Origin of the sequence: Micromonospora zamorensis (genome assembly GCF_900090275.1) — a bacterium.
Taxonomy (GTDB): Bacteria; Actinomycetota; Actinomycetes; order Mycobacteriales; family Micromonosporaceae; genus Micromonospora; species Micromonospora zamorensis.
The window spans coordinates 2,083,137-2,103,150 of the sequence record NZ_LT607755.1 but is presented as its reverse complement, the minus strand read 5'-3'; the positions used below and the strand labels follow the sequence as shown (position 1 = coordinate 2,103,150).

The following is a 20,014-nucleotide window of genomic DNA, read 5'->3' as shown; positions in this document are numbered from 1 at the left end:
ACGGCCACCGGGCGCACGTCCCGGGAGCCCGGTACGGCTGACGAGCCGGCCGGTAGCACCCCGAGTTTCAGCCCTGACGAATACCCTGCACCACAGAGGAACCGCTGCCCGTGCGATCCGGCCGTTGCGGCCGAGGTTGACGCACCAGCGGAACGACGTTGTCTCGCACCGGTTCGGCCGCCACGGACGCCGGATGGTCCCGGCCGCCGGCCGCCACGTACGCCTCGGTCAGCTTGGTCAGCACCCGCTGCTCGAACTTCGGCGCGCGGATGCCCCGGAACAGTCCCAGTGCACGGTGCAGATGCACCACCGCCTGCGTCGCGTAGCCGCGTTCGAGCGCCAGCTCGCCGAGAGCCAGCGACACCCGCGCCTCGATGAGTCGCTCGCCGGCCGTGCTCGCCAGGCTCAGTGCGCTGTGCAGCGCGGTTTCCGCGGCGACCAGATCACCGGCCGTCATGTGCGCCACGCCCATCCCGTGCAGCGCGTACGCCTCACCGACCGGGTCACCGATGTCCTGCACGACCGCCAGCGCCTCGGCGAACGCGCTCGCCGCCGCGAGAGCATCCCCGGTGTTGAGGTAGGTGTCGCCCATCCGGTGCAGCACCTGTGCCTCCACGCGACGGCTGCGGGCGCTGCGGCTCAACGCCAGCGCCTCCGGCAGGATGCTCAGCGCCTCGTGCGGATTGCCGCTCTCCGTGTGCACCTGCGCCAGGCTGTGCAGCACGTAGGCGGCCGCGCCCAGGTCGCCGCTGCGCCGGAAGCTCGCCAGCGCGTGCTCGTAGCGGGTGGTGGCGGCCGGCAGGTCGCCCCGGATCCGGTCGGCGAAAGCGATGTTGCGGGTGACCAGCGCCAGCCCCTGCTCGTCGCCGAGCCCACGGAAGATGGCCCCGGCGGCTTCCAGGTCGCGGCGCGCCTCGTCGAACCGCTGCTCGGCGAGGCACAGTGAGCCGTTGGAGTAGAGCATGGCGGCCTGTCCCCGGCTGTCACCCGCCGCCAGGCTGGCGGCGAGCGCGATGCGGTGGGTCTCCCGCCAGTCGTTGAGGTAGATGCGCGGCTCGAAGAGGGTCACCGCGGTGTGGGCGAGCGTCCAGCACAGATCGGTGAAGCCGGCTTGCGCGGCCTGACGCACACCGGCGACCAGAGAGTGCCGCTCCCGTTCGAACCAGTTCAGGGGATGGGTGACCAGCTGGCCGGTGAGCCGGTCCGGCAACGGCCAGCGCGGTGCGTCGCTGTTGAGGATGAAGTAGGCGCCGCCGTGCAGGCCGCAGTGGGCGGCCTCGGCGAGGAACAGCAGGGCACCGAGCACCCGGCACAGGGCGGCGTTGCGGTCGGCGACGGTCTCCTCGGCGGCGAGGCGCTCGCGGGCGAAGACCCGGATCAGGTCGTGGAACCGGTACTGCGGGACCTGCCCCGGCCCCATGCTGGTGCTCTCCACCAGTTGCGCCTCGGCGAGGTCGTCCAGCAGGTCCTGGGCGTCCATCACGGGCTCGTCCAGCAGTGCGGCACTGACCCACCCGGAGAACGACGGGACGTCGAGGACCGCGAGTCGACGGAAGAGCCGGCGGGCCTCCTCGGTGAGGCTGTCGTAGGTGAGCGAGATGCTGGCCCTGATCCCCATCCCGCTGTGCTTCAGCTCGTCCAGCCGCCGCGCCTCGTTGTCGAGCCGCTCGACCAGGTGCTCGACGGTCCAGTGCTGGCGGGCGGAGAGTCGGGCGCCCGCGATCCGCAGCGCCAGGGGCAGGTTCCCGCACAGGTAGGCCAGTTGCGCGGCCGCGGCGGGCTCCTGGTCGATCCGTTCCCGTCCGGCGACGTGGGCCAGGAGTTCCAGCGAGTGCTCCTCGTCGAAGACGTCGACGTCGAGGTGGATCGCGCCCGGCAGCCCGGCCAGGCGGCTGCGGCTGGTGACCAGCACCGCCGAATGGGGGGTGCCGGGCAGCAATGGCAGCACCTGGCTCTCACCGGCCACGTTGTCCAGCACGATCAGCATCCGGCGGTCGGAGAGCAGGTCACGGTAGAGCTCGGCGCGCTCCTCCAGCACCTCGGGCATCGCGGTCCCGGGGACGCCGAGGGTCCGCAGGAAGCGTTCCAGCACCTGCATCGGGCCGACGCGCTGCGGGCTGCGGCCGTGCATGTCGGCGAACAACTGGCCGTCCGGATACCGCGCCGCGGCCCGGTGCGCCACGTGCACGGCCAGGGTGGTCTTGCCGATGCCCGGTTTACCGGCTGCCACCACGATCGGCACCGCGAACTGCGTCGGGCTCTCGGCCGCCATCAACAGCTGCTGCTCGATCACGTCGATCTGCTTGGACCGGCCGGTGAAGTCGGCGATGTCCGTGGGTAGCAGGCAGGGCACGGTGACCGGGACGACCGGTTCGGTGGAAGCGACGATCACCGGCGGAGTGATCGCGCCGAGGGGAAGGTCGTCCACCGGTGCGACGACCAGCGCCGGCGGGACCGGCACGGGCAGCAGCGGCGGCGCTGGGGAGATCGGCGCTGGTGGGACGGCCGATGGCGGGGCGGGCGCGGGTGAGACCGGTGCGGCGAGTTCCTCGTCGGAGGTGAGGATGGCGTGTTCCAGTTGCTGAAGCCACTGGTTCGGTTCGAGGCCCAGCTCATCGATCATGGTGCGGCGGGCCTGCCGGTAGACGCCGAGAGCCTCGGCCTGACGGCCGGATCGGTACAGGGCGAGCATCAGCTGGCCACGGAGCCGTTCGCGCAGCGGGTGCTGTTCGACCAGGTCGGAGAGCTCGGGGATGAGATCGCGGTGCCGGCCGAGTTCGAGTTCGAGTTCGACGCAGTCCTCGTGGAGGTTGATCCGCCGTTCGTCGAGGCGGTTGGCCGCCGACTGGACCAGCCGGCTTTCCAGCCCGTAGAGGGCACGGCCACGCCACAGAGCAAGGGCGGCGCGACTGTGTCGGACCGCCTCGTCGAAGTTCTGGCTGGAACGGGCCCGGCGACCGCCCTCGACGAGACTGACGAACCGGTCGAGGTCCAGGTCGCCATCGGTGACCCGGAGCAGATAGCCCTGGGACCGGGTGACGATGGTGTCCGGATGGTCGTGGGTGTTGAACAGGCGTCGGAGCGCCGAGACGCAGATCTGCACCTGGGCCCGGGAGGTGCTGGGCAGGTCGTCGCCGTAGATGGCCTCCATCAGGCGCCCCACCGGGACGACCCGGTTGGCCTCCAGCGCCAGGCTGGCGAACACGATCTGCTGCCGGTGTCCGCCCAGGTCCAACCGATTGCCATCGATCAGAACCTCAAGCGGCCCCAGAACCCGTACCTCCACGAGCACCTCCCCCGCGGTGACGCGACGTCGGAGTCGCTCGGCGCCGTACTTTCGGTCGGCTGGCGATCCAGCCCCGCAACCGTAGCGAGTCCGGCCTGGAGATAGAGACATCTAGATACACGACTCACCCCCCGTGTTCGCCTAGAGACTACGAGCAGTCACCACGGGTCGAAAATATGAGAGCCGGTTAGCTGACCGAAGGTCCCAGCCAAACTCGACCTTTCGGCCAGGCAGGTCATCGAAATGCCATGTGTCAGTTACCGCCCGGCAACGTCCCCGATTCCATCAGCGACAGTAAAGTTGTCTTTTGCACCTTGCCGAGGGCGTTACGCGGTAACGATTCCACCAGGTGGACACGGCGCGGCCTTTTGTGCCGGGCCAGCCGCTTTTCCACATAGGTCACCAGCGTACGAGCTGCCAGTGACTGCTCGCCGACGATGAACGCCACCACCTCCTGGCCCAGGTCGTCGTGCGGGGCGCCGACCACCGCCACCTCGCGCACCTGCGGATGGGTGAGCAGGCAGTCCTCGATCTCACCGGCACCGATCCGATATCCGCCGCTCTTGATGATGTCGGCGCTGGCCCGCCCGACGATGCGGTATTCCCCCGCCTCGCTGACCGTCGCCACGTCGCCCGTGCGGAACCAGCCGTCGGCGGTGAACGTCTCGGCGGTCTTGTCGGGCAGGTGCAGGTAGCCGTCGAAAAGCGTCTCGCCACGGATCTGCAACGCCCCGAAGGTCTGCCCGTCGGCCGGCACCGGCGCACCCGCGTCGTCCACGAGTCGGGCCTGCACCCCGCGTACCGGACGGCCGACCAACCCGACTCGACGAGGGCCGTCGGCGCGCGTACTGAGCGTTATCAGGGTTTCGGTCATGCCGTACCGCTCGACGGGCCGGTGCCCGGTCAGCCCCTCCATCTCGGCGAAGACCGGCGCGGGTAGTGGCGCGCTGCCGGAGACCAGCAGCCGGGCCGCGGACAGCGCACGGGCGGCCGTCGGCTCGGCACAGATCCGGCTCCACACCGTGGGCACCCCGAAGTACAGCGAACCGCCGGCGGCCGCGTACCGGCCCGGGGTCGGCCGCCGCGTGTGCACCAGCGGCGAGCCGACGCGCAGCGGCCCCAGCAGACCCAGGATGAGACCGTGTACGTGATAGAGCGGCAGACCCTGCACGAGGACGTCCTCGTCGGTCCACTCCCAGGCGTGCGCGACCGCGTCGATACCAGCCCGGATCGCCGCGTGACTCAACAGCACGCCCTTCGGCGGGCCGGTGGTGCCACTGGTGTAGAGGATCAACCCGGTCGTCGACGGGGCGGGGCCGCTCGTCGGCACCTCACCACGCCGGCCCGGGTCGACCGGCACCACGGGTATCGGACAGTCCGCCAGCACCGGCGCGTCCGGTTCACCGGCCAGCAGCAGCTGGGCCCCCGAGTCGGTGAGCACGTGGGCGAGTTCGGCCGCGCCGGTGTCCGGCGGCACCGGAACCACCGCCACCCCGGACAACAGGCCACCGACGATGGCGGCGACCGTTGCCACGCTCGGGGTGGCGAGCACCGCCACCGTGCCGGCTCCGGCGATGTCGGCGGCCACCGCGCCCGCAGCGGCCCGCAACGCCTCCCGAGAGATGGCGTCGCCGTCGACGCGTACGGCGTCCGCACGATCGGGCACATCTCCGGACAACGACGGCAACAGCATGGCCAGCCCCCTCGCGGCCGCACAAACGCAACCGAAGCTGAATCTACGGACCCGGCCGGCGTCGGCCCACCCCTAACTCCTGACACGGCGGATCCCCGTCGTCGGCCCACCAGTCATCCGGTACAGCCGTTGCGCCTCTGCCGCCGCCCGGACGGATGCGCTATGCCGATGGCGGCGGATCCGCTGGCCTGGCCTTCTGCGGATAGAACGTCTCGTGGCGGGCCAGCATCGCGACGAATTCGCGGATCTTCCGCTCCCGCGTCTCAGCCCGCTTGACGCCGTTGACGCGGTGGATGAGAGCGAATCGATTGGCCTTGGTGAGGACGTCGAGCATGGCCTGGGCAGCGGGGTCGGCGGCGATCGCGGCGAGAAGGTCGGCCGGCACCTCGGCCTCCGAGGGAGGAGCATAGGCGGCCGCCCACCTCCCGTCCGCCTTCGCGGCGTCCACCGCTGCGCGGCCCGGAGGCAGCATCCGACCCTGCTCCTCCAGCCGAGCCACGTTGGCGACGTTGCGCTGCGACCACGAGCTGCGGGGCCTGCGTGGGGTGAACCGGATCCAGGAGCTCTCCTGATCCCGCTTACGGGCCTGCCCGTCGATCCAGCCGAAGCACAGCCCCTCGTCAACCGCCTGTTGCCAGGTCAGCGTGGTGACGGTGCCGCCCTTCCTGGCCAGTGCGAGCCAGATGCCCGGTGACGTGGCGTGGTTGGCCAACAACCACGCACGAAGCCCCTCGCCGTCCGCGACGATCAACTCATCCAGTTCAGCTCCCGCCACGACAGCAGGCTAACCCGCCGCCGACCGCGTCCACACCGGGACACCCAGCGGTCCGGCGATCCGCGAACGTCGGGGGTCGTGAGGGCTAGCCGGGCCGGTCGGTGGCCGTGTCCTCGCCGTACTCGCCGCGGATCGGGAGGTAGTAGGCGGGCAGGAAGCCGGCGATGATGACGACGCCCGCGATCGGCACGAACGCGCCGACGAGGATGCCGGAGCCGATCCAGACCAACGCGAGCGCGAACCTGCGGCCGATGGCCCGGATGCCGAAGGGGCCCAGGTCGGGGTCCAGCAGTCTGGCGCGGCGGAGATGGGCCCAAATGACGTTGAACAGGGCCGCCGCTGTCCACAGTGTGGCGCCGTAGACGACGACCGCGACGCGCAGACCCTGTTCCGCGCGCAACGCGTCGGCGAGCAACGACGTGGAGAACGGCAGGAAGGCGATGACCATCAACAGCAGGGTGTTGAGGAACAGAACCTCCCGGTCGACGTGCCGGACCCGGTCGAACATGACGTGGTGGTTGACCCACACCTGCCCGATGAGCAGGAAGCTCAGCGCATATGCCAGGTACGACGGCCACAGCGCGCCGAGGCCCCGCAGGAGATGCCCGAAGTCCTGCGGGGGTTGGATCTCCAGCACGAGAAGCGTCACGGCGATGGCGAACACAGCGTCGCTGAAGGAGATCAACCGACCGGGTTGACGCACCAGACGAGGATTGTCGCTCTTGGACCGCACGCCCTGATTATGCGGTGACGAGGCTTCTGCCGGAGTGCTGATCGCCGGAGGGTTCGACACCGCCGCCGACCTCGCAGAGGCGATGCGGTGATCCGACGGACCGCCCGGCCCGCGCAGACGTGAAGTCCAGAGGTCGACGACAGCAACTATCCGAGATCGTCGGAGGGCTGTTCCTTCGTCAGGTGGAGCAGCCACCCCTCACCGGTGCGGATCAGCGCGTACCGCCGACTGCCGGTGCGGCCGTGCAACGTGAACAGCATCCGACGGTCGGTGCGGTCGTGCTCCTCCCAGGTGCCGATGTCGGCGATCGACTTGTCGGCGTCCTCGTAGGTGAGGTGATCGAGGTGGTGGTCGGGCACGGCGATGGCGAGCCGGTTGTCGCGGGGGCTGTCCGGCAGGCCCCGCGGCACTGCCCAGGAGCGCAGCACACCGCCCTCCTCGAGCCGCAGGTCGAAGTGCGGCCGTGGTTTGCGGTGATCGTGCAGGACGAAGGCGGGCGCCACTCTTGCCATTGTCGCCGCTGGGCGGCTCCATCGCTTGCCAACGCGCATGTCGTACCCGGGTGCGAGGCTTCGGGTCATGGCGACTTTCGTTCTGATCCACGGCGGCGGGGGCAGCGCCTGGGACTGGCATCTCGTGGTCCCCGAGCTGACCAGCCGCGGCCACGACGTGGTGGTGCCGGAGCTGCCGATCGAGGACAGGTCGGCGGGGTTCGCCGAGTTCTGCGACACGGTCGTCAGCGCGATCGGCAACCGGCGCGATGTTGTGGTCGTCGGCCACTCGTATGGCGCGTTCACCGCGCCGCTGATCGCCGACCGGCTGCCGGTGCGGCTGATCGTCCTGCTCACACCGATGATCCCCCAGCCCGGTGAAAAGCCCGGGGACTGGTGGGGCAACACCGGCTATCGCGGCGCGGAAGGGCTCACCGAGGAGGAGCAGTTCTACAACGGGGTGCCGGCCGAGTTGATCGCGCAGGCTGCGGCGCACAACCGGGACCAGGTCAGCGCCGAGGGCAACGAGCCGTGGCCTCTGAACGCCTGGCCGGACGTGCCGACGAAGGTGCTCATCGCCCGCGAGGACCGGTTCTTTCCGGCGGACTTCCAGCGCCGGGTGGCCGCCGACCGGCTCGGCGTCACCCCTGATGAGATCGACGGCTGCCACGCGGTGTCGTTCAGCCATCCGCAGCAGCTCGCCGACCGGTTGTCCGCGTACCTGCGCTGACGGTGCTGGCACCCCCTCTCCCAGTCACCGGCGGGGCTGCTACGTCGACGACGCGCCAGTCGTCGGCCGGGTGCCACGGACCGCCCAGGCGCGGGCCGTGAGCTGGATCGACCCGTCGGGTCCGGGCGGCAGCCGGGCGGCGAGCAGATCCCGCAGGGCGGCCTGCTCGGGCTCCGCCAACGAGGCCAGGTACGCCGGGGCGGAGCCCTGCCCGCCGAGGAACGGTGTCCAGTAGTCGGCGAAGCTGGCGAAGACGGTCGGCACCTCGATCGCCCGTACCGAGATGTCCGTGAGCCCAGCGTCGCGCCACAGCGCCTGGAGCACATCCGGCCGGCACAGCGAGAAGCCGCGGCCGTCGTCCCGGGCAGCAGCGGCGGGTTCGAGCGCGCTGGCCGCGTCCCAGAAGTGCCGCATCATTTCCATTCCCTCGGCGTAGTCCCAGACGTACGCGGCCACCGCCCCACCGGGGTTGACCACGCGGGCGAAGTCCGCCACCGCCCGCGCCGGCTCGGGTACGAAGTTCAGCACCAGACCACTCACCACCACGTCGACGGCGTCGTCCGGCAGGGGCAGCACCCGGGCATCGCCGACCGCGAAGTCGGCCCTCGGGTCGGTGACCTGGGCGCGGGCCTGCGTCACGAACCCCTCGGAGGGGTCCACGCCGGTGATCTGGCGCGGTTGCGCGGTCGTCAGCACGGTCGAGGTCAGCACGCCGGTGCCGCTACCCACATCGAGCCAGCGCAGTCCGCGCGGCAGGTCGAGCCAGCGCAGGAAGTCCACAGCGACGAGCCGGCTCCACCGACCCACGTAGGCCTCGTAGGCCGTACCGTCGGCCCAGACTGGGGATGCCATGGCGGCACCATACCTGCGGTCGGGGAGGGCACGATGATTGATCTGGTGACCGTCGGGGCGATCGTCGGCGTCCTGCTCGTCGGTGTCGTGGTGCTGGTCCGCAAGCCGGTCGACGCTCGACGGGTGGTCCGGTGGTCGGCTCTGGTGATCACGGTGCTGGTGGCTGCCGCGCTGACTCCCTACACCGTGGACGATTCCGGGGCTGCGGCCAGCTACCTGCTCGGCGTGCCAGTGGTGGCCGCGACGCTGCCGGTGCTCGCGCAGCGGATCGGTCGGCTGACAGTGGTCGCCGACGTGGTGGCCGCGCTGATCATCACCGCGTGGGGGCTGCTGCTCGGGCTGGGCATCGGTGGCGCGTTCCTGCCGGTGGCGGTGCTCCTGGTCGCCGGCATCGTGGGGATCAGGGCACAGCGCCCGTCCACGACCGCCTGAGGCAGTGGCCACTGCGCCGGAAATCTGGCAAACAACAGACCATGCATTGACGTTAGTCACTTGCTTGTCGCATATGCTGCGTCGTACCCACGTTGACGGCCCGCGCGCGCCGTGCCGCCCCCGCGACCACGCCCGCCGTCGATCGCCGGGCTTCGCGCCCGCCGACGTCGACAGGAGTCTTCGATGAACTGGCGTCCCACCATCGCCGCGCTGGGCGGTCTGTGCCTCGCGCTCAGCACCGCACCCCTCACCAGCGTGGCCACTGCCGCTCCCCCGGACACTCTGCGTGCCGCTCATGTTAGCGCTCACTCCGCAGCCGGTGGCGCGCTCGCCAATCCGCCCGGCACGCCAGCAGGCGCATGCCCGACGGGGACCGGATACGGCCCGCCGCTGCCGGCCAGTTCCGTGACAGCGCCCAGGATCCAGGGTGGATTCTCGTTCCTCGAAGGGCCGGTCTGGGTCGCCGACGGTGGCTACCTCCTGATGTCCGACATGGCCGCGGGCACCGGGCCGTACAACGTCCAGCCGTCCACGATCCGTCGGTTCACCCCGCCAGCGACCTTCGACACGTTCATCGCCAACGCGGGCAGCAACGGCCTGGCGCTCAGCGCCGACGCCCAGCAGGTCGTCGCGGCGACCCACGACCAGCGGAGCGTGTCCGCGTACCGGCTGAGCGACCGGGCACGCAGCACCGTCGCGGCGAACTACCAGGGCCGGGCGTTCAACTCGCCCAACGACGTCGCGGTCCGTTCGGATGGCGTTGTCTACTTCACCGACCCGAACTTCCAGCGCGGCAACCGCGCCGACCAGATGGGTGGGCGTACCAGCGTCTTCCGCGTCTCCGGCGGCCAGGTGTCACTGGTGGACGACCGGCTGCGCCAACCCAACGGCATCGCGCTCTCGCCGGACGGGACCGCGCTGTACGTGGGTGCCTACTCCGAGAACAAAATTTACAAGTACGTCGTCCAGCCCGACGGCAGCACCGGCGCTCGCAGCGTCTTCGTGAACTACATCGGCGGTCCGGACGGCGCGACGATCGACTGCGCGGGCAACGTGTACTGGGCGTCGGGCTCGGACTCCCTGGTGCACGTCTACTCCCCCGCGGGCACCCAGCTCGGCACGATCCGGGCCGGCACCTCCGGTACGACCAACGTGGCGTTCGGCGGCCCCGACCGGCAGACCCTCTACGTCACCTCGGGCCCGCGGAACGACTCCGGCCTCTACAGCGTGCGACTCAACGTTCCCGGCTACCCGTACTGAACGCAGGGGCGTACCCCGATCTTGGCGGTGACGGGCCGGCGGCCGCTAGCGTGGATCCCGGAGGTAGCCGATGGGCGCACCCCGACTCCGTCAGCCGACGCCAGCAGTGCGCGGCGCCGGGCTTGAGCCCGGGCGCCTGCTGGCGGCCGTCGACGCCGCGGTGTCGTACTACCGCGCCCAGCTCGCGCACGCCGACGCGCCGCGCGCCTACCTCGTCGAACGCGGCCTCGGTGTCCTCGTGCAGCGGGAGTGGCCGTGGCGGGTCGGGTACGCCCCGCCGGGCTGGAGTGCGCTGACCGGCCACCTGCGCGCCGCCGGCTTCACACCGGAGGAGTTGATCGGCGCCGGCCTGTCGACCCGCACCCGGACCGGCCCGGACCGCCTCATCGACGTGTTCCGCGACCGGGTCATGTTCCCGGTACGCGACCCGGCCGGGCACACAGTGGCATTCCTCGGCCGCGCCGGCCCACATGCCGGAGACGTACCGAAGTACCTCAACAACCCGCGGACAGCGATCTACAACAAGAGCCACCTGCTGTTCGGTCTCGCCGAGCAGCAGGACCGCATCGCCGCCCGATGGACCCCGGTCCTCGTCGAGGGGCCCGCCGACGTCCTCGCGGTGTGGCTGTCCTACTCCCGGTCCGGCCGGACCGGAGCGGTGGCCCTCGCGCCCTGCGGCACCACCCTCAGTGACACCCAGGCCACCATCCTGCGGGAGCTGCCCGGTGCCGCGCGGGGCCTGGTCACGGCCTTCGACGCGGACCCGGCGGGCCGCGCGGCGGTGGACCGCGCGTGGCAGCTGCTCCGACAGGCGCGCTGTCCCGGCCCGCTGCTGGCGGCCGAGTTCCGCGCCGGCGCCGACCCGGCGGACCTGCTGCGCGCCCCGCACGGCAGGGCCGCGCTGCGGGCGACCCTGCGGCGACGGGCGCAGCCCATGCTCGACGCGGTGGTCGACCACCGCCTCACCCGGCTCGTCGAGCGACATCCCCGGTTGCTCGAGGACATCGACGGCAGGTGCGCCGCGGTACGCGCGCTGGTGCCACTGCTGTTCGAGGCGACCAACCCGCAGGAGGCGATCACTGTGGCTCGTCGCATCGTCGCCCACACCGGGGTCGGCGTGGACACCGTCGCGACCATCGCGATCGCGCACCTGGAAGGCTCACTACGCGACCTCTCCTGGCTGGGTGAGGACCGACCAACCGGGTAGGAGATCGGCGCGGTGAGCCGCGCACAGGCGATCCCAGCACCGGTCAGGGCAGTTGCCCCGGTCGGTCCACGATGGCGAGCCGGATGAACGCGGCAGTCGAGTACAGCGACTCCTTGCCGTTGCGCACCACCGACCCACGTCTGCCGAGGAAGACGTGGCTGTCCCGGTCGAAGATGAAGTCCTCGTGGCCACCGATCACGCCGGGCATCCGAATCGCCACCCCGTGCCGGCCGGCGGCGTCCACCACGTCGCCCGAGATGACGACCGCTCCGGGCTCCCGGGCCAGCAGCTCGTACAGCGCCGCCAGCGCTCGGGGCGGCACGTAACCGTCGAGCATCGACCGCGCGGTGGTGTACGCCATGCTCACGTCCCCGTAGACGGCCTCTTCGTCGGCACCCTCGGGAAGATGCAGGTCGACCGGGTGTTCCCGAAGGTGTCGAAGCAGCTCGTCCGGATCGGTGGGCAGATCGTCGTGGTACGCGGGCGGCGGGAACGCGTCGAGCTCCTTGTCGGGATCGCCGGGATCGTCCATGCGGTGCACCCTCAGCTCGCTCCATGCGTTCGGGTCGGCCTCCGGTCGGTAACGTGTCTGCGCGTGGGCGACTCCCCCAGCCGACTCCCACCTCTGCACGCGAATGGTGGTGTACGGGCCGCTGCCCGGCAGCTCCCGCGTCGTCGCCAGGCGCTCCGTGAAGACGTACTGATCGGGTCGAGCGGTGAGCTCGGGCTGCTGCCGGGCGGCGTCGGCCGCCCTCTGGAAGATCTCCGCGGCGCTGGCCGTGGGCGGCGGCTTGTCGCCCACTCTCATCGTCTGGACCGCCAGCGCACCGGCGGTCAGTGCGACTGCCAGCCCGAACGCCCCGGCGAGGCGCCAACCGCGCAGGAAGCGGGCACGACGTCCGGCGGGACGGGCCGTCGAGATCAGGTCGGCCCGCCGGGCGACGTGCGCGGTCAGGTCCGTGAGGAGCTGCTCCTCGAAACCGTGCGACGACTGATCGGTCTTGTTCATGACGCCATCTCCTTCCATCAGGCGAGGGTGGTGACTGGGCGGGCGAGCACGGCGCGGACGACGCGACGGGCACGATGCAGACGGACCCGGGCGGCGACCGGCGAGATCCCGAGGGCGGTCGCCGCGTCCGCGACGGTGAGGCCGTCCACGGCGATCAGTTCGACAAGCGTGCGGGTGTCCTCGGGCAGCTCGCTCAGCGCGCGATGGGTACGGCGGGCCGCCGACTCGGCATCGATGCGCTCCTCGATGCGAGCGATGTCGTCGGGGCCCAGGTCCCGTCGTCCGGCCAGCCGGCCGGTCACCCGCAGCCGTTGGGCCGCCCGCCTTCGCTCGTCGCCGATGACGTTGCGAGCCACCCCGTACAGCCAGCCGATCTGGCTGCCCCGGTCCGGCCGGTAACCCGCTGCCGACTCGATCACCGCGAGGAACACGTCGGCGGTCAGGTCGGCGGCGAGGTGCGGATCGTCGACCCGCCGTGCCACGAACCGGCCCACCGCCTCCACGTGCCGCCGGTAGAAGACCGCGAAGGCCACCGGGTCGACTCCGATGCCGGAGATGTCATCGTCCGCTGGGCTGGGGTCATTCACAGGCCGTCCTCTCGTAGCCGTTACACCCCTTATTCGTACGGCGGAGCGCGGGTGTTACCGGAGCCGGACGCGGTGCCGACGGCGGGTTGGCGGCAAATCCCCGCGAACCGGCCCCGGTTGCGAGCAGGATGAGATGGATTCGCCCAGCGACACGGTGAGCGGGGGTTCGACCGTGAACGACGGACTGATGACCAGGCGGAGCGCCCACGGTGTCGGAGAGACGATCTCCGCGCTGCGGGCTGAGGCGCAACGGGTCGGTGCTGCGGTGGTGGCGGTGGTCGACCATGCGGCGGCCGCCCGAAAGGTCGGGTTGAACATGCCCGACACGCAGGTGATCATCTTTGGGAACCCGCAGGCGGGCACGCCGCTCATGCTGGCCCGTCCCGAGATCGCCATCGACCTGCCGATGCGGCTCATGGTGCGCGACGACGGCCAGCCGGGCTCGCTGATCACCTGGCAGGACCCCGCATACCTCGCCCAACGCTACGGGCTCGGTGCGGACCAGCTCGCGCCCCTGAACGCCCCGGCCACTGTCGCTTCCGCGGTCGAGGGCCGCTGAGCACGGCCCGGCCGCACCACGCGGAGTCCCCCTATGGGCGAGCGACGGCGGCGGCCATCCGGCGTACCGCCTCGGTGATCAACTCCGGCGCGGTGGCCAGATTCAACCGGACGTGCCCGCTGCCGCCGGTGCCGAAGGCCAGACCGGAGTTGAGCGCCACCCGGCCCCGGTCGAGGAACACCGCGGCGGGGTCGTCGCCGAGACCCAGGGCACGGCAGTCGAGCCAGGCGAGATAGGTGGCCTGACCGGGCTGGTAACGGATGGCCGGCAGGTGCTCGGCGAGCAGCGCCGAGAGGAGCCGACGGTTGTCGTCCAGGCCGGCCAGCAGGGCGTCGAGCCACTCGCCGCCGTCGGTGAAGGCGGCGGTGTGGGCGATCACGCCGAGGTGGCTGGTGCTGACGCTGGCCTCGAACGGAACGCGGGCGAGGTCACCGGCCGCCGCCGGGCCGGCGACCAGGAGACCACCGCGCAGACCGGCCAGGTTCCACCCCTTGGAGGCGGACATCAGTGACATGCCGTTCTCCGCGCCGGGCACCGAGAGGTACGGCACGAAGCGCGCTCCCCCACCCACCACCGGCGCGTGGATCTCGTCGGCGACCACCCGCACCCCGTGCCGCTCGGCCAGACGGGCGACGGCGGTCAACTCGTCCGCGGTGTGCAGGACGCCGGTCGGGTTGTGCGGGCTGCACAGCAGGTACGCCGCCGGCCGCCCACCGGCCCGAGCCTGCCGGAACGCGTCCTCCAGTGTGTCGAGGTCGATCCGCAGGTCCTGGCCGAGCGGCGCCTCCACGATCCGGCGGTCGGCGTGCGCCACGAACTCGTAGAACGGTGGGTAGACCGGGCAGTTGACCACCACCGCGTCCCCCGGCTCGGTGACCAGCCGCAGCACCTCGACGATGCCGTGCATGACGTCGGGCACCAGCGCGGTGCGCTCCACTGCCAGCCCGTCCCAACCCCACCGACGCCGGGCGAACTCCGCCAGCGCCTGCGGGTACGCCGTACCGGAGGTGTAGCCGGTGTCGCCGCGCGCGACGGCGTCGGTGATCGCCCGCGCGACCGGCTCGGCCAGCGGCACGTCCATCTCCGCCACCCAGAGCGGCAGCACGTCGTCGGGGTACTCCCGCCACTTGAGGCTCGTCCGTTGCCGGAGCTGGTCGAGCGTGAGCTGGCGAAGGGGGTTCACCGGGCTTCGGGCACCACTGAGCACACCAGTCATCGCTGAAGCCTATTCCGCTTCGTCCGGGCCCCGCCGACGTCGTTGGATGGGCCGGCGATGTCAGGACCGTGACCGTCCCTGGTTGCCGCCGCCGTCGCAGGGGCCAGAGTTCGAGCAGGATTCCGTCGCCGCCGAATGAGAGCCTGACCGGAGCGGTTCACATCAACGGGGAGGGTCGATGACGAAGCGTGCGATCCGGGTGGCGCGGATGTTCGACGGCGAGCGACTCGTGGACGGCGGGGTGCTGGTCCTGCTGGACGGTGGGCGCATCGTCGACGTGCAGCGGGGCCGGGCCGAGGCGCCGGAGGGCTGGCCGGTGCGCGAGGAGCCGAACGGCACCGTGCTGCCCGGCCTGGTGGACGCTCACGTCCACCTGTGCGCCGATGCCGGTCCCGACGCGCTCGGCCGGCTCGCCGAGCGTCCCGAGACGGACCTCGACGCGGTTGTCGAGGCGTCACTGCGCGCGCATCTGGCGGCTGGCGTCACGACCGTTCGGGACCTGGGCGACCGGCGCGGTGCCGTGCTCCGGTGGCGGGCCCGGAAGGTGCGCGACGACCTGCCCACTGTGGTGGCCTCGGGTGCCCCCGTCACCACCGTCGGCGGGCACTGCTGGTCGATGGGGGGCGAGGTGAGCGGCGTCGACGGGATCCGCGAGGCCGTACGCCTGAAGGCGGCAGCCGGGGCCGACCTGGTGAAGGTCATGGCCAGCGGCGGTGTGTTCACCCCCGGCACCGACACCACCCGGCCGCAGTTCACTGACCAGGAGCTGACCGCCGCGCTGACCCGGGCGCACGATCTGGGCCTGCCGGTGACAGTGCACGCGCACGCGCTCAACGCCGTCGAGCAGGCGCTGCGCGTCGGTGTCGACGGCATCGAGCACTGCACGTGCGTGACCGCGGCCGGCGCCCACGTCCCCGACGAGGTGGCGGACCGCCTGGCCGCGTCCGGGGTGGCGGTGTGTGCCACGCTCGGCACCGACCCGACCGTGGTCACGCCGCCGGAGGTGGTGGCGATGGCGGCGCGGGCCGGGCTCAGTGCGGCGGCGCTGCGCGACGGCGCCGCCACCCTGCACCGGGCCGGGGTCCGCCTGGTGGCCGGTTCGGATGCGGGCCTCGGCCCCGCGAAGCCGCACGGGATCCTGCCAGAGACGCTGGTCGAGTACGTCGCCTGCGGCATTCCCCCCACCGCCGCCCTCGCCGCGGCCACCTCGGTGGGTGCCGAGGTGTGTGGCCTGGGGCGGCGCAAGGGCCGCATCCGCCCCGGGTTCGAGGCTGACCTGCTGGTCGTGGACGGCGACCCGACGAGCGACATCAGCGCACTGCGCCGCCCGCTCGCCGTCTACCGCGCCGGCAACCCGGTGAGGTGACGATGTCCGAGCAACAGGCATCCACGCTGTAGAAGCCTCAGCTGATCAATCCCGGCCGGCCTCGGGGTTTCGCCGGCTGTCGCTTCCGGGTAGCGGGTGGCTCATGAACCGCAATCTCGTGAAGGCTCTGCAGGTCGCGTGGGGGCTGCCGGAGTTCCGCAGCGGGCTGCGACACCTCATCGATCTCGACGAGGTGTCGGTGCTGCTGGCCACGCTGTCCGTCGCGGATCACGATCGCGAGGTGGAGAGCAGCCTGTTGAGCCTGCTGCGGTCCAGCCTGGACACTGTCGAGATCCGGGAAGCGGTGCTCCTCCTGCTGGAGCGGGACGAGGTGCGCCGGCCGCTCGTCGCGGCGGTGGTGGAGCCGCTCGCGGACCGGCCGGGTCAGGCCGCTGCCATCGCCTCGGCGGCCGAGGATCCCGCGGTGCGACGTGAGGTTCGGGCGGTCCTCGACAGCGCCAAGGCGCGCGAGCTGATCTGGCAGGCCATCGACAACCAGGTCAGCGACAACCGGTTCGGCCTGATCCGTCGGGCGACGGTGCTGTTCGTCAGACACCCGAGCGTCCGACGCCTCGCGTGGGCCGCGCACCGGCACGGCGTGTTGCGCGAGCTTCGCCGCCGGCCGCTGCCCACGCCTGACATTGCCGAGGACGGCGGACGAGCGCGAGCGTGAGGGCTATCCGATGACGTCGAGGCCGGTCAGGTCGGCCGACAGCGCCCAGAGGCGGGCCGCCTCACTGGCGTCGGTGGGGCTGCCGTCGGTGCGCTGGCAGTCCACGCAGTAGTCGCCGCCGTTCGCGTCAAGTTGAGGTGACGTGGCGGCCCAGACCTGGGTCGCCGCGCCTTGCTCGACGGTCTTGAACAGCCCCGGCGCCGGAGTTCCGTCCGCGTCGATCCAGCCCGCGGCGACCATTTCCTCGACCGCGAGGTGTCGTTGCAGGGGCGTGCGGATCCAGCCGGGGTTGACCGAGAAGGCGCGGACGCGCTGCCCTCTGCCGAGCAGGTCGAGGTGGCGGGCGAACAGCACATTCGCGAGCTTGGACTGGGTGTACGCCTCCCACTTGTCGTAGCCGCGCTCAAACTGCACGTCGTCCCACCGGATACGCCACGTCGGGTTGCGCCCGGAGGCGACCGAGACGACACGAGCCGTGCCGGCGGCGGTGAGCGCGGGCCACAGCAGGTTCACCAACGCGTAGTGGCCGAGGTGGTTGATCGCGAGGTGCGCTTCCCAGCCGGGTCCTGTCCGTGTCTCCGGGCAGGCCATGATCCCGGCGTTCGCGATCAGGATGTCGAGGGCGGAATGGCTGCGAAGGAACCGTTCGGCGAACGCGCGGACGGAGCCGAGGTCGGCGAGGTCGAGTTGATCGACCTCGACCCCGGGTACGCCGGCGAGCGCCCGCTGCGCCGCGTCCGGCCGGAGGGCGGGGACGACGACCCGAGCCCCGGCTAGGGCGAACGCCCGGGTCGTGGCGAGTCCGAGGCCGGAGTAGCCACCCGTGACGACGGCGGTCCTGCCGGTCAGGTCGATGCCGGCGAGGACATCCGCGGTGGTGCTGTGGGCGCCGAACATGGTGTGGGTCGTGTCGCTTGTCATGTCGCGGACGCTAGGTGCTAGACCGAGGTCTAGGTCAATGGCTACGGTCGACGCCATGGCGGACGGGGACCTCAGCATCGGGCAGGTGGCGCAGCGCACCGGCTTGAGCGTGCACACTCTGCGGCTCTACGAGCGTGCGGGCCTGTTGGCCGGTGACGTGCGGCGGGACGGGTCCGGAAGGCGTGTCTACAGCGCCTGGGATGTCGAGTGGCTGGCGAACTGCGTGAAGTTCCGCGCTTCCGGCATGCCGCTCACGACGATCAGCCGCCTGGCCCAGCTCGTCCGCGAGGGCAGCGGCAACGAGGCCGAACGGCTCGATCTGCTCCGCGAACACCGGCGCCACATCACCGAGCAGTTGGCGCGGCTGAGCGACTGCCTCGAGCTCGTCGACGTCAAGGTGGCCAGCTACGAGCAGCACCTCACCGCCGGCGGCTCGGGAGATCCCTGGCAACAGCAACACCCCGTGACGGTTGCGGACGGAAGACCCTCCGGTACGCCCCGGGCGTGACGCCGAGGAGTTGTCCGAACTGGAACCGGAAGTTGCTGGTCGTCGGAAAGCCGGTCTGGGCAGCGATCCGGTCGACGGTGTGGTCGGTGGTCTCCAGCAGGTCCTGTGCGTGGCGGATGCGCACCCCCGACACCCATTGCATGGGGCTCTGCCCGGTCTCGTCCTTGAATCGGCGGGTCAGCGTGCGCACGCTCATGCCGGCAGCGGCGGCGATGTCCGCGAGGGTCAGGTCACGGTACGCGTTCGCCTCGATCCACGAGAGCGCTCGTTGCAGCGTCGACGTCCGGCGCGTTGCCCGGTTCCGAACGATGTACTGCGCCTGCCCTCCGGGGCGGTGCAGCGGCGCGACGGCAAGGCGGGCGGCGTCCGCCGCGACGGCCACCCCGTAGTCGCGCTGGACGATGTGCAGGCACAGGTCGAGACCGGACGAGGCACCAGCGGACGTCAGGATGCTTCCGTTGTCCGTGTAGAGCACATCCGGGTTCAGCCGGACAGCGGGATGCCTTCGTGCGAGTTCGTCAGCGGCGAGCCAGTGGGTCGTCGCGTCTCGGCCGTCGAGCAGCCCCGCCTCGGCCAGCGTGAACGCGCCGACACAGATCGACGCGATTCGCGTCCCACGGTGGGCTCCGGCCCGCAGTGCCGCGAGAACAGCGGGCGGCGACGGTTGCAACGGGTCGTTCCTCCCTGGCACCACGACGAGGTCGGCCCGCTCGACGGCGTCCAGCCCGTCGTCGACGGCCAGGCGCACCGGACCCGCCTGGACGGACGGCTCGTGACCGGCGACGACGACCCGGTATCCCGGGCGGCCGTCCGGTAGGCGCACGCGTCCGAAGGTTTCGATCGGGGTGGCCAGATCGAAGGCAATCACATCGGGGAGCGCAAGCACGACGACGGTGTACACCCCCGCAGGATAGGGCACTTCGCGACTGGCCAGATCCAGGAGCTATCTGTCTTGATAGCCATGGCAACGCGGTCCGGCGCGGCGCAAACATAGGAGGAAACGCCCACCGGAAGAGATCCTCAATGACACAGGTCCACGTCCAGATCGTGCTCTTCGACGGCTTCGATCCCCTTGATGTCATCGCCCCGTTCGAGGTGCTCACCGCCGGCAGTCAGTTCCTCGGTGGCGCGCTCGCCGTGGAGTTCGTCAGCGCGAGCGGTCCCGGCGTCGTACGAGCCGGCAACTCCCAGATCACCCTGACGGCCACCGCCAGGCTCGATCCGGACGTACCCGGCTACGTGGTCGTCCCGGGTGCGGTCGGCCCCGTCGACGGGGACCCGGACGCCGGAGACGAAACGATCCCCGTACTCCTGGGTCGATTCGCGCAGAGCGACGCGATGCCCCTCATCCGCCGGGCGCTCGACAACCCGAAGATCACCGTCGCGGCCTTCTGCGGGGGATCACTCGCCCTCGCGATGGCCGGTCTCCTCGAAGGTCGCACCGCGACCACGCACGTGCTCGGCATCGACATGCTCGACGCCACCGGCGTGAACGCCGTCCGCGCGCGCGTTGTCGACGACGGCGACCTGGTCAGCGGCGGCGGCGTGACGTCGGGTCTCGACGTAGCCCTCTACCTGCTCGAACGGGACTTCGGTTCGCAGGCCGCGCACGCGGTCGAGGAACTGTTCGAGTACGAGCGTCGCGGCACCACCTGGAAGACCACAGGTCAGCACGCGGCCTGACCTGCCCCGCCCCTCGAAGAAGGAAAGTCACCA

20 protein-coding genes are annotated in these 20,014 nt (G+C 71.1%); 9 read left to right on the top strand and 11 right to left on the bottom strand.

Features of this window, described 5'->3' with window-relative positions; genetic code table 11:
• Nucleotides 1-67: 67 nt before the first annotated feature.
• The 5 genes from GA0070619_RS09410 to GA0070619_RS09390 form a co-directional block, all read right to left on the bottom strand.
• Nucleotides 68-3,286, bottom strand: a complete 3,219-nt coding sequence (locus GA0070619_RS09410) for an AfsR/SARP family transcriptional regulator (protein WP_088951667.1) — start codon at nucleotides 3,284-3,286, stop codon at nucleotides 68-70.
• Nucleotides 3,287-3,539: 253 nt separating this feature from the next.
• Complete coding sequence (locus tag GA0070619_RS09405) at nucleotides 3,540-4,979, bottom strand: AMP-binding protein (protein ID WP_088947703.1); 1,440 nt, start codon at nucleotides 4,977-4,979, stop codon at nucleotides 3,540-3,542.
• Between the two features lie 160 nt (nucleotides 4,980-5,139).
• Nucleotides 5,140-5,754: a YdeI/OmpD-associated family protein gene (locus tag GA0070619_RS09400; protein ID WP_088947702.1), complete on the bottom strand. Its 615-nt coding sequence runs from the start codon at nucleotides 5,752-5,754 to the stop codon at nucleotides 5,140-5,142.
• An 85-nt stretch (nucleotides 5,755-5,839) separates the two neighbouring features.
• Nucleotides 5,840-6,487: a TMEM175 family protein gene (locus GA0070619_RS09395; protein ID WP_197699626.1), complete on the bottom strand. Its 648-nt coding sequence runs from the start codon at nucleotides 6,485-6,487 to the stop codon at nucleotides 5,840-5,842.
• A 146-nt stretch (nucleotides 6,488-6,633) separates the two neighbouring features.
• Nucleotides 6,634-6,999: a DNA polymerase ligase N-terminal domain-containing protein gene (locus GA0070619_RS09390; protein WP_088947701.1), complete on the bottom strand. Its 366-nt coding sequence runs from the start codon at nucleotides 6,997-6,999 to the stop codon at nucleotides 6,634-6,636.
• A gap of 67 nt (nucleotides 7,000-7,066) precedes the next feature.
• On the opposite strand from GA0070619_RS09390, the gene GA0070619_RS09385 reads away from it, so the two are divergent.
• Nucleotides 7,067-7,708, top strand: coding sequence for an alpha/beta fold hydrolase (locus GA0070619_RS09385; RefSeq protein ID WP_088947700.1), 642 nt, complete (start codon nucleotides 7,067-7,069; stop codon nucleotides 7,706-7,708).
• Between the two features lie 39 nt (nucleotides 7,709-7,747).
• On the opposite strand, the gene GA0070619_RS09380 is transcribed toward GA0070619_RS09385, so the two are convergent.
• Nucleotides 7,748-8,560, bottom strand: coding sequence for a class I SAM-dependent methyltransferase (locus GA0070619_RS09380; protein WP_088947699.1), 813 nt, complete (start codon nucleotides 8,558-8,560; stop codon nucleotides 7,748-7,750).
• A 33-nt stretch (nucleotides 8,561-8,593) separates the two neighbouring features.
• Between GA0070619_RS09380 and GA0070619_RS09375 the strand changes: the two genes are divergently transcribed.
• The 3 genes from GA0070619_RS09375 (at nucleotide 8,594) to GA0070619_RS09365 (ending at nucleotide 11,459) form a co-directional block, all read left to right on the top strand.
• Nucleotides 8,594-8,992: a hypothetical protein gene (locus GA0070619_RS09375; protein ID WP_157743963.1), complete on the top strand. Its 399-nt coding sequence runs from the start codon at nucleotides 8,594-8,596 to the stop codon at nucleotides 8,990-8,992.
• A gap of 183 nt (nucleotides 8,993-9,175) precedes the next feature.
• Nucleotides 9,176-10,252, top strand: coding sequence for an SMP-30/gluconolactonase/LRE family protein (locus tag GA0070619_RS09370; protein WP_088947697.1), 1,077 nt, complete (start codon nucleotides 9,176-9,178; stop codon nucleotides 10,250-10,252).
• 70 nt (nucleotides 10,253-10,322) lie between these two features.
• On the top strand, nucleotides 10,323-11,459 hold the full coding sequence (locus GA0070619_RS09365; protein WP_088947696.1) for a toprim domain-containing protein: 1,137 nt from the start codon (nucleotides 10,323-10,325) through the stop codon (nucleotides 11,457-11,459).
• 43 nt (nucleotides 11,460-11,502) lie between these two features.
• On the opposite strand, the gene GA0070619_RS09360 is transcribed toward GA0070619_RS09365, so the two are convergent.
• Both GA0070619_RS09360 and GA0070619_RS09355 read right to left on the bottom strand, forming a co-directional pair.
• Nucleotides 11,503-12,468, bottom strand: coding sequence for a CU044_5270 family protein (locus GA0070619_RS09360; RefSeq protein WP_088947695.1), 966 nt, complete (start codon nucleotides 12,466-12,468; stop codon nucleotides 11,503-11,505).
• A 17-nt stretch (nucleotides 12,469-12,485) separates the two neighbouring features.
• On the bottom strand, nucleotides 12,486-13,055 hold the full coding sequence (locus tag GA0070619_RS09355) for an RNA polymerase sigma factor (RefSeq protein WP_088947694.1): 570 nt from the start codon (nucleotides 13,053-13,055) through the stop codon (nucleotides 12,486-12,488).
• A gap of 187 nt (nucleotides 13,056-13,242) precedes the next feature.
• Between GA0070619_RS09355 and GA0070619_RS32240 the strand changes: the two genes are divergently transcribed.
• Nucleotides 13,243-13,614: a DUF302 domain-containing protein gene (locus tag GA0070619_RS32240; protein WP_157743962.1), complete on the top strand. Its 372-nt coding sequence runs from the start codon at nucleotides 13,243-13,245 to the stop codon at nucleotides 13,612-13,614.
• Between the two features lie 31 nt (nucleotides 13,615-13,645).
• On the opposite strand, the gene GA0070619_RS09345 is transcribed toward GA0070619_RS32240, so the two are convergent.
• Nucleotides 13,646-14,830, bottom strand: coding sequence for a MalY/PatB family protein (locus tag GA0070619_RS09345; protein WP_088947693.1), 1,185 nt, complete (start codon nucleotides 14,828-14,830; stop codon nucleotides 13,646-13,648).
• Between the two features lie 178 nt (nucleotides 14,831-15,008).
• Between GA0070619_RS09345 and GA0070619_RS09340 the strand changes: the two genes are divergently transcribed.
• Nucleotides 15,009-16,196 carry an amidohydrolase family protein gene (locus GA0070619_RS09340; protein ID WP_088947692.1) on the top strand — a complete coding sequence of 396 codons (1,188 nt, stop codon included), beginning with the start codon at nucleotides 15,009-15,011 and terminating at the stop codon, nucleotides 16,194-16,196.
• Between the two features lie 103 nt (nucleotides 16,197-16,299).
• On the top strand, nucleotides 16,300-16,869 hold the full coding sequence (locus GA0070619_RS09335) for a hypothetical protein (RefSeq protein ID WP_088947691.1): 570 nt from the start codon (nucleotides 16,300-16,302) through the stop codon (nucleotides 16,867-16,869).
• Nucleotides 16,870-16,872: 3 nt separating this feature from the next.
• Here the strand turns inward: GA0070619_RS09335 and GA0070619_RS09330 are convergent, their stop codons facing one another.
• Entirely contained in the window at nucleotides 16,873-17,790 is a 918-nt protein-coding gene (locus GA0070619_RS09330) for an oxidoreductase (RefSeq protein WP_088947690.1), read from the bottom strand.
• Between the two features lie 55 nt (nucleotides 17,791-17,845).
• Here GA0070619_RS09330 and GA0070619_RS09325 point away from each other — a divergent pair, with 55 nt between their 5' ends.
• Nucleotides 17,846-18,298, top strand: a complete 453-nt coding sequence (locus tag GA0070619_RS09325; protein ID WP_088951664.1) for a MerR family transcriptional regulator — start codon at nucleotides 17,846-17,848, stop codon at nucleotides 18,296-18,298.
• On the opposite strand, the gene GA0070619_RS09320 is transcribed toward GA0070619_RS09325, so the two are convergent.
• A complete protein-coding gene (locus GA0070619_RS09320; protein WP_172862009.1) occupies nucleotides 18,210-19,217 on the bottom strand; it encodes a GlxA family transcriptional regulator in 1,008 nt (335 codons plus the stop codon). The two genes, GA0070619_RS09325 and GA0070619_RS09320, sit on opposite strands and share 89 nt — an antisense overlap.
• A 104-nt stretch (nucleotides 19,218-19,321) precedes the next feature.
• On the opposite strand from GA0070619_RS09320, the gene GA0070619_RS09315 reads away from it, so the two are divergent.
• Complete coding sequence (locus GA0070619_RS09315; protein WP_088947688.1) at nucleotides 19,322-19,981, top strand: DJ-1/PfpI family protein; 660 nt, start codon at nucleotides 19,322-19,324, stop codon at nucleotides 19,979-19,981.
• The last annotated feature ends 33 nt before the right edge of the window (nucleotides 19,982-20,014 follow it).